The sequence below is a fragment of the Pseudomonas sp. 2822-17 genome, assembly GCF_002742485.1.
GTDB lineage: Bacteria > Pseudomonadota > Gammaproteobacteria > Pseudomonadales > Pseudomonadaceae > Aquipseudomonas > Aquipseudomonas cyclaminis.
In genome coordinates, this window is the sequence record NZ_LJRZ01000395.1 from 25,374 (window position 1) to 38,616 (window position 13,243).

General features: G+C 62.9%; 12 protein-coding genes. 6 read left to right on the forward strand and 6 right to left on the reverse strand.

Annotated features, from left to right (window positions below; genetic code table 11):
- Positions 1 to 103: 103 nt before the first annotated feature.
- Together AOA60_RS13515 and AOA60_RS13520 are read right to left on the reverse strand one after the other, a co-directional pair.
- Entirely contained in the window at positions 104 to 1,054 is a 951-nt protein-coding gene (locus AOA60_RS13515; RefSeq protein ID WP_099584850.1) for a FecR domain-containing protein, read from the reverse strand.
- On the reverse strand, positions 1,041 to 1,556 hold the full coding sequence (locus tag AOA60_RS13520; protein WP_099584851.1) for a sigma-70 family RNA polymerase sigma factor: 516 nt from the start codon (positions 1,554 to 1,556) through the stop codon (positions 1,041 to 1,043). The genes AOA60_RS13515 and AOA60_RS13520 overlap by 14 nt, the downstream gene beginning before the upstream one ends.
- Before the next feature lie 158 nt (positions 1,557 to 1,714).
- Between AOA60_RS13520 and AOA60_RS13525 the strand changes: the two genes are divergently transcribed.
- Positions 1,715 to 2,344, forward strand: coding sequence for a LysE family translocator (locus AOA60_RS13525; RefSeq protein ID WP_099584852.1), 630 nt, complete (start codon positions 1,715 to 1,717; stop codon positions 2,342 to 2,344).
- A gap of 33 nt (positions 2,345 to 2,377) precedes the next feature.
- On the opposite strand, the gene AOA60_RS13530 is transcribed toward AOA60_RS13525, so the two are convergent.
- Positions 2,378 to 3,058: a DJ-1/PfpI family protein gene (locus AOA60_RS13530; protein ID WP_099584853.1), complete on the reverse strand. Its 681-nt coding sequence runs from the start codon at positions 3,056 to 3,058 to the stop codon at positions 2,378 to 2,380.
- 89 nt (positions 3,059 to 3,147) lie between these two features.
- Between AOA60_RS13530 and AOA60_RS13535 the strand changes: the two genes are divergently transcribed.
- Positions 3,148 to 4,116, forward strand: coding sequence for a GlxA family transcriptional regulator (locus AOA60_RS13535; RefSeq protein ID WP_099584854.1), 969 nt, complete (start codon positions 3,148 to 3,150; stop codon positions 4,114 to 4,116).
- Here the strand turns inward: AOA60_RS13535 and AOA60_RS13540 are convergent.
- The 3 genes from AOA60_RS13540 to AOA60_RS13550 all read right to left on the reverse strand — a co-directional run bounded on the left by AOA60_RS13540 (position 4,086) and on the right by AOA60_RS13550 (position 7,834).
- Complete coding sequence (locus AOA60_RS13540) at positions 4,086 to 5,012, reverse strand: alpha/beta fold hydrolase (RefSeq protein ID WP_099584855.1); 927 nt, start codon at positions 5,010 to 5,012, stop codon at positions 4,086 to 4,088. The genes AOA60_RS13535 and AOA60_RS13540 overlap by 31 nt on opposite strands.
- 187 nt (positions 5,013 to 5,199) lie before the next feature.
- Complete coding sequence (locus tag AOA60_RS13545) at positions 5,200 to 7,041, reverse strand: glycoside hydrolase family 15 protein (protein WP_099584856.1); 1,842 nt, start codon at positions 7,039 to 7,041, stop codon at positions 5,200 to 5,202.
- Positions 7,034 to 7,834, reverse strand: coding sequence for a glucose 1-dehydrogenase (locus AOA60_RS13550; protein WP_099584857.1), 801 nt, complete (start codon positions 7,832 to 7,834; stop codon positions 7,034 to 7,036). The genes AOA60_RS13545 and AOA60_RS13550 overlap by 8 nt, the downstream gene beginning before the upstream one ends.
- A 155-nt stretch (positions 7,835 to 7,989) precedes the next feature.
- Here AOA60_RS13550 and AOA60_RS13555 point away from each other — a divergent pair, with 155 nt between their 5' ends.
- The 4 genes from AOA60_RS13555 to AOA60_RS13570 all read left to right on the forward strand — a co-directional run bounded on the left by AOA60_RS13555 (position 7,990) and on the right by AOA60_RS13570 (position 13,123).
- Positions 7,990 to 8,490, forward strand: coding sequence for a sigma-70 family RNA polymerase sigma factor (locus AOA60_RS13555; protein ID WP_099584858.1), 501 nt, complete (start codon positions 7,990 to 7,992; stop codon positions 8,488 to 8,490).
- Between the two features lie 29 nt (positions 8,491 to 8,519).
- On the forward strand, positions 8,520 to 9,464 hold the full coding sequence (locus AOA60_RS13560; protein WP_099584859.1) for a FecR family protein: 945 nt from the start codon (positions 8,520 to 8,522) through the stop codon (positions 9,462 to 9,464).
- Between the two features lie 97 nt (positions 9,465 to 9,561).
- Positions 9,562 to 11,967, forward strand: a complete 2,406-nt coding sequence (locus tag AOA60_RS13565; RefSeq protein ID WP_099584860.1) for a TonB-dependent receptor — start codon at positions 9,562 to 9,564, stop codon at positions 11,965 to 11,967.
- Between the two features lie 697 nt (positions 11,968 to 12,664).
- Positions 12,665 to 13,123: a hypothetical protein gene (locus AOA60_RS13570; protein WP_256592829.1), complete on the forward strand. Its 459-nt coding sequence runs from the start codon at positions 12,665 to 12,667 to the stop codon at positions 13,121 to 13,123.
- Positions 13,124 to 13,243: the final 120 nt, after the last annotated feature.

The window sequence follows — 13,243 nt, forward strand, 5'->3', positions numbered from 1 at the left end:
CCGCGGGATGCTCCTGAAGGAAGTGAACAGAACCGGCCTGTTGATCGGCCTTTCCTTACAGGTCGAGCGGCAATGCGAATTCACCTCATTTATTTTTGACGGGTTATACGCGGGGCGAGACGGTCACCCAATAACGGCTGCGGTAGGTGACGTCGACCTTGAGCGAATGCGCCACCAGGCTGAGCACTTGATCGGTATCGTCCAACTGATAGGTGCCCGACACGCGCATCCCGGCGACCGCTTCGCTGCAACGTAGCAGGCCGTTGCGATAACGTCCCAGCTCGGCAAGGAAGTCATCCAGGCGCATGTTGTGGGCGCAGATCACGCCGTCGCTCCAGGCCCAAGGGTCCAGGCCATTGGCGCGGGGAGGGCGAATGCCATGGCGGTCGAACAGCACCTGTTCGCCCGGCTGGATCAACTGCCGGGCGCTGGCGTCATGGCGGCCTGCAAACAGCGCCACCGTGCCCTGTTGCACGGCGAGCAACGTGCCTTGGGCGTCTTCACGCACCAGGAAACGGGTGCCGAGGGCGCGCAGGTAACCGTCGCGGGTCTGCACCCAGAAGGGGCGGCTGTCGCCGCCGGTATTGACCAGGATTTCACCCTGGCGCAAGTGCACCAGGCGCCGCTCCTGATCAAACGCCGTATCGAAGGCACTGGCGCTGTTGAGCTGGATGTGGCTGCCATCGTTCAGCGCCACCCAGCGCCGTTCCCCGGTGACGGTGCGGTAATCGGCCAGCATGGCGGGCAGCGGCGTGTAGTCGCGGCCAAGCCAGGTCAAACCAGCCGTGCCGGCCACCAGCCCGAGCAGTTTCAAGCCGTCACGGCGGCTGATGCGTTGGCGCGCACCGCGCAGGGCATGGCGCCCAACCTGGGCCGGCAACTGGCTGAAATCGTCATTCATGGTCGCCACCCGCTGCCACACCTGCTGGTGTTCGGCGCTGGTGTGCAGCCAACGGTCAAATGCGGCGGTGCTGGCATCGTCGGCGGTGTTGAAGCGCAGTGTGATCATCCACTGGATGGCTTGGTCGACCAGGCGCGGGTCATCGTTCGGCATATCGCAACCGATAACAGGCGTGCAGTGCCTTGGCCAGGTCGCGTTCCACGGTGGCCTTGGATACGTTCAGGCGCAGGGCGATCTGTGCGCAGGTCAGGCCGTCGAGTTGGGCCAGCAGGAACGCCTCGCGCACACGTGGCTTGAGTTGGTCGAGCAGGCGGTCGATACGTTCCAGGCTGTCGAGGATCAACCGCCGGGTTTCCTCCGACGGCACTTGCACCTGCGGGAAATGCGCGAGGCTTTCCAGGTAGGCGCGCTCCAGTTCACGGCGGCGGTACTGGTCGATCATCAGGCTGCGCGCGATGCTGCTCAGGTACGCGCGGGGCTGCTGCACCGTCTGCTGCTTGCGCGCATTTAGCAGGCGCACGAAGGTTTCCTGGGCCAGGTCGGCGGCATGCTCGCGGCAACCGGTGCGCCGGCTCAACCAGCTACGCAGCCAGGAATGATGGGCATGGTACAGCTGGCCGATAGCGGCATGGTCCAGTGGGTGATCGCTCGACATGGGCATCCTGGCGCAGCAGTCTTAATTGATAATGTTTCGCATTCTAGACGTTGGCCGTGGCAATGAGCAATCACCGGGGGGCATTGTATCCAGCACAATTTTTTGTTTGCCCAAGGCCGGCCGATTAGGCTGCGTGCTTTCCCGACGGAGGGCTGAGCATGATCGACGTGACGACCCTGGCGATATTTTCCGGTGCAGTGGTGCTGTTGCTGCTGTCTCCGGGACCGAACATGGCCTTTGTTGTCAGCCACGGCGTGACCCACGGCTGGCGCGGTGGAATAGCGTCGGCGCTGGGCATCATTGTGGCGGACCTGCTGCTGACGGTATTGACCGCCAGCGGGGTGACGGCGCTGGTCGCCAGTTGGCCGCCATCCTTTGATGTGATCCGGTATGCAGGGGTGATCTACCTGTTGTGGCTGGTGTTCAAGACCTTGCAGAAAAGCCCTGGTCTGGGCATGGCCCACATCAACCGTGTGCCCTTGGGCCGAGTAGGTTGGCAGGCGATGCTCAATAGCTTGCTCAACCCCAAGGCATTGCTGTTTTTTCTGGTGTTCCTGCCGCAGTTCGTAAGGCCCGAGGCCGGGCCTATCGCCCTGCAATTGCTGGTGCTTGGCGGCGTGCTGACCGTGATCGCCGGTGTGTTTCACGCACTGCTGGGGTGTTTTGGTGGCGGGCTCAGCCGGTTCTTTGCCAGGCGCACACACAGCCCCTGGCTGCAGAAGTGGGGTCTGGCGACGGTACTGATGCTGCTCGCCGTGCGCCTGGCGGTGATGTCGCGCCCCAACTGACTGGCATCAGGGCAAGCCTTGCCCGCTACAGCGTCAGCCCAACCGCGCCGCCGCCCGTGCGGTGATCTCGCCGCGCACCCGGCGCGATTCCACCGTGCGCTTCTTCGCCTCTTCCAGCACATGGGCGGGCGCCGTCTGGGGGCTGCCCGACTCGAACGGCGGGGCCGGTGCATATTCGATCTGCAACTGCACCAGTTGCGCCGCCGCTTCGCTGTACAACTCAGCCGCCAGGACCAGCGCGAAGTCGATCCCCGCCGTGATCCCGCCCCCGGTAAACAGGTTGCCGTCACGCACCACGCGCTCCTGCACCGGGATGGCGCCGAGCGGCGCGAGCATGTCGTGGTAGGCCCAGTGGGTGGTGGCCTTGCGGCCGCGCAGCAGGCCCGCCGCGCCGAGTACCAGCGAGCCGGTACACACCGAGGTCACGTAGCGCGCGGTCTGGGCCTGGGCCTTGAGGAAGTCCAGGGTGGCCGGGTCTTCCATCAGCGCGCCGACGCCGGAACCGCCGGGCACGCAGAGCACATCCAGGTTGGGGCAGTCGGCATAGGCGGTGGTCGGTGTGAACACCAACCCGGTGCTGGACGTGACCGGCGCCAGGTCTTTCCACACCAGGTGCAACTTCACATCCGGCAGCGAGCCCAGCACGTCATAAGGGCCGGTCAGGTCCAGTTGCTGGATGCCGGGAAACAACACAAAGCCGATCTGCAAGGTCATCAAGAATGCTCCGATAAGGGGTGGACGGCTTCACTCTAGAGGCCTAGGCTTTGGCGAATACGCCATTGACCCCACGAATCACGCCAATCATGCCCAGAATTGTCCACGTCCTCGCTTTCGATAACGCCCAGGTGCTCGACGTGACCGGGCCGTTGCAGGTGTTCGCCTCCGCCAATGACTTGGCCCGCCAGCGCGGCCTGCCGTTGCCTTACGCCGTCTCGGTGATCGCCGCCCAGCGTGAACCGGTGATGACCTCTGCGGGCCTGGCCCTGGTGGCCGAGCCGTTGCCCGCCGTCGATGCGCCGTGCGACACCTTGGTGATCGCCGGCGGCTGGGGTGTGTACGGCGCTTCTGAAGACCTCGCACTGGTGGACTGGGTGCGGGAAAAGGCCCGGCACACCCGGCGCATGACCTCGGTGTGCACGGGCGCCTTTTTGCTCGCCGCCAGCGGCATGCTCGACGGCTGCCGCGTGGCGACCCACTGGACGCGCTGCGAAGAGCTGGCGCGCAGGTTTCCTTCGCTGACGGTGGAGTCCAACCCGATCTTCATCCAGCAGGGCGCGGTGTGGACGTCGGCCGGTGTGACCGCCGGCATCGACCTGTGCCTGGCCTTGGTGGAAGAAGACCTCGGCGGCGCAGTCGCGCTGGAAGTGGCGCGGCACCTGGTGGTGTTTCTCAAGCGGCCCGGCGGCCAATCGCAATTCAGCGTGACCCTGTCGCTGCAAAAGGGCGACAGCCGCTTCGCCGAATTGCACGCCTGGATGGCCGAAAACCTCACCCTGGAGTTGAACATTGCGACCCTGGCCGCCCAGGCCGGCATGAGCGAGCGCAGCTTCGTGCGCCACTACCGCGCCGAAACCGGGCAGACCCCCGCGCGCGCCGTCGAACTGATCCGCGTCGAAACCGCCCGCCGGCAATTGGCGGACAGCAACGCGTCAATCAAACGCATCGCCGTGCAGTGCGGGTTTGGTTGTGAAGAAACCCTGCGCCGCAGCTTTTTGCGGGCCTTGTCGGTCACGCCCCAAGCCTATCGCGAGCGCTTTTCAGCGGTGTCGTAGGCGAGCAATTCCAGCACGGCATCAAGGGTGGCTTGCGGTGCTTCCTGGGGAATATTGTGGCCCACGCCGGGCAACACCTGGCGTCGGTAAAAACCGCTGAAGTGCTCCAGGTCGTCGTCCTCTTCCGGCGGCGGGCCTACGCCGTCATCGGCACCGCACAACGAGATGCTCGGCACCGAGATCGCCGGTTGCAGCGCCAGCGCCTGCTCGATGGCTTCCAGCGCCGGATCGCCGGGCGCGTACATGAAACGGTGGCGGTAGGAGTGAATCACCACCTCGACAAAGTCCGGGTTATCGAAGGACGGTGCGGTCTGCCCATACAGAGCCGGCCCCTCGGCCCAGGACGGTGACCATAGCGACCACAGCAGTTCGCAGAGTTCGCGGCGGTTGGCGGTCAACCCGTCCACACCGCGCTGGGTATGAAAGTAATACTGGTACCACAACCGATGCTCCGTCACCGGCGCCCGAGGCGTGGGCGACTTGGCAATGTCCTGGATGTTGTAGCCGTCCCCGGTCACCAGCCCGCGTACCCGCTGCGGCCACAGCGCGGCAACGATACACGCGGCGCGCCCGCCCCAGTCATAACCCGCCAGCGTGGCCTGCGCGATGCATAGAGTATCCATGAAATCCAGCAGATCCTTGGCCAACGCCGCCTGTTGCCCGGAACGCATGGCCTGCGCGTTGATAAATCGCGTTGGCCCATAACCGCGCAGATACGGCACCAACACCCGGCAGCCGCGCTCGGCGAGCACCGGCGCAATCGCGTCATAAGCACGCGGGTCGTAAGGGAAACCATGCAGCAGGATCACCGGCTCGCCATCGGCAGGACCGTGGGCCTCGTAGTGGATGTCGAGCACGGAGGTTTGCACGTGGTGCAATCGGGCGGTCAGGGTCATGGTTGGGCTCCGTGGTTGGCCAGCGTTAGTACATTTGAAGGGAAGCAAGCCCCCTGTGGTGAGCGGGCTTCTGTGGTGAGCGGGGCAAGCCCGCTCACCACAGAATCGTGTGTCAGCCCTTGAGTGTGTGTCGGTCAATGCGCCACGCATTTGGAGTGCGATGCATCGGCGCCTTACCGACCAGCTCTCAAGGTTGCCACACCGTTTTCTCCCCACTCAACTTGCGGTCCAGGAACGTCGCCGCGCTGATCAGCGCCAAATGGCTCAACGCTTGTGGCGTGTTGCCCAGATGCCGTGCATGGCTGTCGAACTCTTCGGCGTACAGCCCCAGTGGGTTGGCGTAGCGCAACAGTTGTTCGAATTCCAGGTGGGCTTTCTCCACCTGGCCGGCGCGGGCCAGGCATTCGACGTACCAGAACGAGCACGCGGTAAATGCGCCTTCGGTACCTTGCAGGCCGTCGATCTGGCTGTCGTCGTTGCGGTAGCGGTAGACCATGCCGTCACGCACCAGGCTTTTCTGGATCGCGTCCAGGGTGCTCAACCAACGCGGGTCGGTGGCCGCGACGAAGCGCACCAGTGGCATCAGCAGCATCGAACCGTCCAGCGCCGTGCTGCCGATGTGCTGCACAAAATGCCCGCGTTCGTCGTTCCAGAAGTTGCTCCAGATGTCGGCGTAGATCGCCTGGCGCGTCTTGTCCCAGCGCGCAAACGGCGCCGGCAACGAGCGTTTGGAAGCCAGGCGGATTGCGCGGTCCAGGGCCACCCAGCACATCAGTCGCGAATGCAGGAAGTGGTGTTGCTCGCCGCGCATTTCCCAGATGCCCACGTCTTTCTGGTCCCAGATTTCGCAGACCTGATCGACGACTTCTACCGTGTGTTTCCAGCCCTCGTGGGAGATGGCTTCGCCGTACTTGTTGACGAGGTACACCGCGTCCATCAACTCCCCATAAATATCCAGCTGGATCTGGTCGACCGCCTCATTGCCGATGCGCACCGGCCTGGCGCCACCGTGGCCACTCAGGTGATCCAAGTGGGTTTCAGGCAACTCCTGGCGACCGTCGATGCCATACAGGATGTTGATTTTGGTCGGTTGGCCGCAGCAGTCGCTGACCCGGCCCTTGAGCCAACGCATGTAGGCATTGGCCTCGTCGACAAAGCCCAGGCGCATAAAGGCGTAGACGGTAAACGACGCATCGCGGATCCAGGTGTAGCGGTAGTCCCAGTTGCGCTCGCCGCCGGGTGATTCCGGCAGCCCGAAGGTGGCGGCAGCAATGATTGCGCCGTGTTTGCGCGAGGTCAGAAGTTTGAGCGCCAACGCCGAGCGGTTGACCATTTCGCGCCAGCGCCCGCGGTAGTTCGATTGGGCGATCCAGCCACGCCAGAACTTCAAGGTGTGAGCGAGCGCCAGGTCGGTACAGCGACTGTCGACACGTTCATCGTCCTGGCCGCCGAGGACAAATTCGGCGCCTTCTTCCTGAGTCAGGGTAAAGCTCGCCACGGCCGCGTTGTCTTCGAGTTGCAATGGATGGCTGCTCGACAGACGCATACCGGGCTGGCCATCGGCGTTGAAGCACACAGTGCCGTTATCGAGGGACGCGGTGGTTGGCGTGCGTGCATAGTCGTGGCGCACGGCGCAGCGCAGGTGAATGTTGGCCTGGCCGCTGACCACGCGTATCCGGCGGATCAGCAGGGGCAGGTCATCGACTTCTTCGCTGATGCTGAGCAGGTCGGTGATTTCCACCACGGCTTCATCGCTGAGCCAGCGGGTTTGCAGCACATTGGTGTCCGGCAGGTAGATCTGTTCGCGGCGGGCGTTGGGCAGGTCAGGCGTGAGTTGGAAGATGCCGGCGTCGGGGGTGTCGAGCAGCGCGCAAAAGATCGACGGGCTGTCGAATTCCGGCCAGCAGAAAAAGTCGATGCTGCCTTTATCGTTCACCAGCGCGGCGCTGCGCATGTCGCCGATGATGCCGTGGGCATCGATGGCGCTCTGGGCTTCGTTTTTAAAATCAACCTTCTTCAAATCAACCATTGCCACGAAACTCCGGATACAGGCTCATGCCGCCATCAATGAACAAGGTGCTGCCGACCACATAGTCGGAGGCGTCGCTGGCCAGCCAGACCACGGCGTTGGCCACGTCTTCCACATCGCCGATGCGGCCATATGGAATTAACTTGAGCAGCTCTTTTTCCGCCACGCCTTCGGTGGCGGCGCGGTTGATCGCCGTGCGAATCGCCCCTGGCGCGATGCCGTTGATGCGGATGCGCTGCTCGCTGACTTCCTGGGCGAGGCTGCGCATCAGCATCTCCACGCCGCCTTTGGACGCGGCGTAATTCACATGCCCGGCCCAGGGGATCAGTTGGTGCACCGAACTCATGTGGATGATTTTGCCCGCCGCCCGCGACACACCTTCACGGATGCCCTGGCGGTTGAAGATACGCAGCGCGGCGCGGGCACAGAGGAACTGGCCGGTGAGATTGACGCCGATCACGCTGTTCCAGTCGTCGAGGGTCATGTCGACCACGGCGGCGTCCTTCTGCATGCCGGAGTTGGCCACCAGGATATCCAAGTGGCCGAACGCATCGAGGGTCTGGGCGAACAGCCGTTCTACATCGGCCTCTTTGGACACGTCGGCGCCAAGGGCAATCGCCCGGCCGCCGTCGGCGTTGATCTGCGCCGCCAGTGCTTGCGCCGGGGCGGCCTGGCGGTTGTAGTTCAGCACCACCGCAGCCCCGGCCTGCGCGAGGGCCTTGGCCGCGCCAGCGCCGATTCCGGAACTGGCGCCCGTCACCAGTGCCACTTGTTGCTCCAACGAGATGTGCATTGCCCACCCAGCCTGTTAATTGATGAGTTCAGTTAGCTGACTGATGGCGCACAAGGTAAGTTCATCCACGGGGCAGCCGGCGGGCGACAGGTAGCAATTGCTCGACTTAATAGGAAGCATTACTATTCACGCCCCGCCTCCCCAGTGCTTCCGCGATGATCCCTCAGCCGCCCCGCAGAACAGGCTTTTTCGAGCACTACGAAGAGTTGATCGGAACCTGGACGCGCCGCCTGAGAAACCGTCAGCAGGCCGAAGACCTGGCCCACGACACCTTTGTGCGGGTGCTTGAGTCCACCTCCACCGACATCACGCAACCGCGCGCCTATTTGCATCAAACGGCGCGCAACATCGCGGTGGACGCCTACCGCCGCGAGGACCGCCGCGACGCCATCGCCCTGGAAGACTTTGATCAGCGCTCACCCCACAGTGGCGACCCGGAGCATGCCATGCACGCGATCCAATTGGCGCAATCCATCGAGCGGGCCTTGGCCGAGTTACCGCTCAACTGCCGCAAGATTTTTATCTGGCAGAAAATCGAGGGCCTCACCCAGCAGGAAATCGCCGAACGCCTGGGATTGTCCAAGAACATGGTGGAAAAGTATATGATCCGCACCCTGCGGCATCTGCGTGACCGCCTGGACGCGCTGGCCCCATGACTCAAGCTCGCTCTGAAACAGGACCTTCCATGATGGATAGCCGTGCCCGCGATGAAGCCGCGCAATGGTTTGTACGCCTGCAAGACGCCGAGCTGGACGCCACCGAGCGCCAGCGTTTCGACGCCTGGCGCGCTGAAAGCCCCGAACACCAGTATGAATTCGATGTGCTGCAAGGCCTGTGGAGTGCCACCGACCTGCTGCCCAAGGCCCGTTTGCAGGCGTTATGCGAGGCGCCTCCCAAGCGGCGGGCCGTGCTGCGTTATGCCGTCGCGGCCAGTGTGGTCGCGATTGCCCTGGGGCTGGGCCTGTTCAGTGGCCTTGATCATCCGAAGCCCTACAGTGCCGAGTTCAGCACGCGCCTGGGTGAGCATCGCCAGGTGGCACTGCCGGACGGTTCGGTGATGGAGTTGAACAGCCGCAGCGTGGTGGCGGTGCACTACGAAAAAAGCCGGCGCGGTGTGGAGCTTAAACAGGGCGAAGCCATGTTCAGCGTCGAGCACGACACCAGCCGCCCCTTTGTGGTCGCGGCCGGGGCAGGGCAGGTGACGGTCACCGGCACGCGCTTTGATGTGCGCCGCGATGACGACCAGACCCGGGTGATGGTTGAGGTCGGCACCGTGAAGGTCCAAGGGCGTTCACCGGATGAGATGGTGACACTGACGGCGGGCCTGGGGACGCATGTGGACCGCAAAGGGCTGGTGGCGGCGTCCTACGCCGTGAATACCGATGAGCTGACGGCCTGGCGCAGCGGCAAACTGGTGTTCAACAACGCGACGCTGGGGGAAGTGGCGCGGGAAGTGTCGCGCTACCGCGAGCAACCGCTACGCGTCAGCTCGCCTGCCGTCGGTAACCTGCGGCTGACCAGCGTGTTCAAGGCCAACGACACCGATGCCTTGCTCAAAGCATTGCCGCACATCCTGCCGGTAACCCTGCGAACCCTGCCGGATGGCAGCCAGGAAATTATTTCACGCTGAGGTTCAGGTTTTCTCCGCGCCCATCGTCTTCTCCTGCAGCTGCAACTGGTTTGCATTAACAGCCGCATACTCTTGCGATCACAGGACTGGGTCAGACGTGAAAATACTCGCCGTTAACAACAATAAAATCTCCCGTTGGGCGCCATTGGCCCTGGCACTTGCCGTCAGCGCCGCACTGCCTGCAGCCTATGCGGCCGACGCTATCCATATCCAGGCCCAGCCCCTGGGCGCGGCGCTGAGCCAGTTGGGCCAGCAAACGTCCTTGCAGGTGTTTTTCAGCCCCGACATGGTCGCGGGCAAACAGTCACCTGCTGTCGACGGCAACCTCTCTCCCGAACAAGCCCTGCGCCAACTGCTGCAAGGCAGTGGCCTGGACTATCAGATCGACGCCGGTTCCGTGACCCTGCGCCCGCTGAGCGTCGGCACGGGTGAGGCCGGTTCTCCCGTGGAACTGGGCGCCACCGACATCCGAGTGGTCGGCGACTGGCTCGGCGATGCCAACGCCGAAGTGGTGCAAAACCATCCTGGCGCGCGCACGGTGATTCGCCGTGAAGCCATGGTGGAGCAGGGCGCGATGAACGTCGGTGACGTGCTGCGTCGCGTGCCTGGCGTGCAGGTGCAGGAATCCAACGGCACCGGCGGCAGCGATATTTCCCTCAACGTCGGCGTGCGCGGCCTGACGTCACGCCTGTCGCCACGCTCCACGGTGCTGATCGATGGCGTGCCGGCGGCGTTCGCGCCGTACGGCCAGCCACAGCTGTCGATGGCGCCGATTTCCGCCGGTAACCTGGACAGCATCGACGTGGTGCGTGGCGCCGGCTCCGTGCGTTATGGGCCGCAGAACGTCGGCGGCGTGATCAACTTCGTGACCCGTGCGATCCCGCAGACATTTTCCGGCGAGGTCGGCACCACCCTGCAAACCTCCGCCCATGGTGGTTGGAAGCACATCGAGAACGCCTTCATCGGCGGCACGGCCGACAACGGCATCGGCGTTGCGCTGCTGTACTCCGGGGTCAATGGCAACGGTTATCGCAACAGCAACAACTCCAACGACATCGACGACGTAATCCTCAAGACCCACTGGGCACCCACCGATCAAGACGACTTCTCGCTGAACTTCCACTACTACGACGCCAGCGCCGACATGCCCGGCGGCCTCACCCAGAAGCAGTTCGACGCCAACCCGTACCAGTCGGTGCGCGACTGGGACAATTTCAGCGGGCGGCGCAAGGATGTGTCCTTCAAGTACATCCGGCAGATCGACGACCGTACCCAGGCCGAAGTGCTGACCTACTACTCCGACAGTTTCCGTGGCAGCAACATCGCCAACCGCGACCTCGCGACCCTGGGTTCCTACCCGCGCACCTACTACACGTTCGGCATCGAGCCGCGGGTGTCCCATGTGTTCGATGTGGGCCCCAGCACCCAGGAAGTCAGCGTCGGTTATCGCTACCTCAAAGAAGGCATGCATGAGCAGGCCACCAGCCTGAACCTGATCAACAACGTGCCGACACCGGGAGGGCAGAGTGACGGCCACGTGTATCAAGACCGCACAGGCGGTACCGAAGCCAACGCGTTCTATATTGATAACAAAATCGATATCGGCAAGTGGACGGTGACGCCTGGAATTCGCTTCGAAGATATCCGCACCGAGTGGCACGACCGCCCAGTGGTTGCACTGAACGGCACCCGCACCTCGGAAAAACGCCGCGAGGTCCACAACAACGAGCCCCTGCCGGCCCTGAGCGTGATGTACCACCTCTCCGATGCCTGGAAGCTGTTCGCCAACTACGAAACGTCTTTCGGCAGCCTGCAGTACTTCCAACTGGGCCAGGGCGGAACCGGCGACCAGACCGCCAACGGCCTGAACCCGGAAAAGGCCAAGACTTACGAGGTCGGTACTCGCTACAACGACAGCGTGTGGGGCGGCGAACTGACGTACTTCTACATCGACTTCTCGGATGAACTGCAATACGTCAGCAATGCCGTGGGCTGGACCAACTTGGGCGCCACCAAGCACACCGGCATCGAAGCGTCGGCTCACTATGACCTGTCGAACCTGGACCCACGCCTGGACGGCCTGACCGCCAATGCCGGTTTTACCTACACCAAGGCCACCTCCGAAGGTGACGTACCCTTCAAGGGCCGTGACCTGCCGTTGTATTCACGGGAAGTGGCCACGTTGGGCCTGCGCTACGACGTCAACCGCTGGACCCATAACCTGGACGTTTACGCCCAGTCCGGCCAGCGCGCACCGGGCACCACCAGCACCTACGTCACCCAAGGCACGGCAGACGGCCAATACGGTGATATCCCCGGTTATGTTTCAGTCAACGTGCGCAGCGGGTATGACTTCGGCGAGCACCTGTCGAACCTGAAACTGGGCGTGGGCGTGAAAAACCTGTTTGACCAGCAGCACTACACGCGCTCCAGCGACAACAACGCCGGGCTGTACCTGGGCGAGCCGCGTACGTTCTTTGTGCAGGCGAGCGTCGGGTTTTGATTCTGCGCTGACATCCAGATGTCGCCGCCCCTCCCGACCAGGGGCGGCCATGCACAGGTTGCACGGCACGCGCCTGTATGGGCTCTTCCTACGAGGTATTGGAAAACTTCAGCACTTTCAGGAACCGACTTCCCCTGTTCTGCCACACAGAAAGAGCCTGCTTGCGCTGGTTTTTTTGACGGTTAGTTGACGTCGAGGGCTGGGTCCGCGAGGTGAGGCGCCTGAAAAAACCGAACTGGAGAGCTCAATGTCGGTATCAGTACTCAACCAACCTGCTACACAGTCCCCCAATCACGACACACACGCAGGTGCCCCGTCCGGTCCTGCGCAACCTCATCCGCCTGCAAATCGCCAGCAGACGGTAGGCGTGACCTTCAACACTCAAGGCCGCCAATCCGGGCTGATGTTTGATAGTGCACCGAGGCACCCGGCACCGTGTCACGGCCACTTGCGCCCGGGCCCACCGTTACGTCCGCTTCCGGAGGGGGTGCGGCCAAATCCGGGCCCACCGGCGCGTCCGCTGCCTGAGGGCGTGCGACCAAATCCAGGCCCGCCACCGCGTCCGAATCCCTCGCTGCCGGATCCTCATTATTCCAAGCGAACTGGAGAGCAACTGGCCGAGCAGTTATTGAAAAATTATGATGCCTTTCGGGGGCCATGGCCGTCGCGAGAGGTCACGACCCAAAGCGTACACAATATGGCGGCTCGCCCATTGACCGGTAATCCGCACATTGACAGCAATATTCGCCTGGCAAGAGAGATGTTGCGCCGTCCGGAACTGATGCAGGCCTTGGATCGAAACGGTCGGACAGGTGAATTGGATAACCGCTTGTCCAGGAATGACATCAAGAGCTATCTGCGTTCCGACAACCCCTTGAAACTCGCCACCGACAAAGACATCGTCTTGGACGTGCTCAGGCATTTTAATGCGTTGAAGGGGGGGTTCTGGAACCGTTCAATAGAGCTGAGTACGTTCGAAAAACTCGCGTCGCAACCTTTGACCGGTGATCGGCATAGGGATCATCTCATCCAATTGTCCAAGGAGGTCATGGCGCGCTCGAACCTGGGTGGATTGATGGACAATATTTTTGGACCGTTGCGTGACGGAAAGGCTACGCGATCCGAACTGTTGAAGCTGCTGAGCCTGCTGGGTTAGACCCCCCGACTGCCTCGTGCCGCGCAGCACGGGGCACCCGGCAGTAAAATGCGCATGCATGAGCCGCACGTTCAATCATGAACACATCATCTACGCAACGCCACGGCTTAGAAAACGACC

What these genes read in the sequence shown, in the direction of transcription:
- AOA60_RS13520 (WP_099584851.1), bottom strand. Translation starts at nt 1,556, where the DNA reads ATGTCGAGCGATCACCCACTGGACCATGCCGCTATCGGCCAGCTGTAC.
- AOA60_RS13545 (WP_099584856.1), bottom strand. Translation starts at nt 7,041, where the DNA reads ATGGTTGATTTGAAGAAGGTTGATTTTAAAAACGAAGCCCAGAGCGCC.
- AOA60_RS13560 (WP_099584859.1), top strand. Translation starts at nt 8,520, where the DNA reads ATGATGGATAGCCGTGCCCGCGATGAAGCCGCGCAATGGTTTGTACGC.
- AOA60_RS13515 (WP_099584850.1), bottom strand. Translation starts at nt 1,054, where the DNA reads ATGCCGAACGATGACCCGCGCCTGGTCGACCAAGCCATCCAGTGGATG.
- AOA60_RS13530 (WP_099584853.1), bottom strand. Translation starts at nt 3,058, where the DNA reads ATGACCTTGCAGATCGGCTTTGTGTTGTTTCCCGGCATCCAGCAACTG.
- AOA60_RS13570 (WP_256592829.1), top strand. Translation starts at nt 12,665, where the DNA reads ATGGCGGCTCGCCCATTGACCGGTAATCCGCACATTGACAGCAATATT.
- AOA60_RS13525 (WP_099584852.1), top strand. Translation starts at nt 1,715, where the DNA reads ATGATCGACGTGACGACCCTGGCGATATTTTCCGGTGCAGTGGTGCTG.
- AOA60_RS13550 (WP_099584857.1), bottom strand. Translation starts at nt 7,834, where the DNA reads ATGCACATCTCGTTGGAGCAACAAGTGGCACTGGTGACGGGCGCCAGT.
- AOA60_RS13535 (WP_099584854.1), top strand. Translation starts at nt 3,148, where the DNA reads ATGCCCAGAATTGTCCACGTCCTCGCTTTCGATAACGCCCAGGTGCTC.
- AOA60_RS13555 (WP_099584858.1), top strand. Translation starts at nt 7,990, where the DNA reads ATGATCCCTCAGCCGCCCCGCAGAACAGGCTTTTTCGAGCACTACGAA.
- AOA60_RS13540 (WP_099584855.1), bottom strand. Translation starts at nt 5,012, where the DNA reads ATGACCCTGACCGCCCGATTGCACCACGTGCAAACCTCCGTGCTCGAC.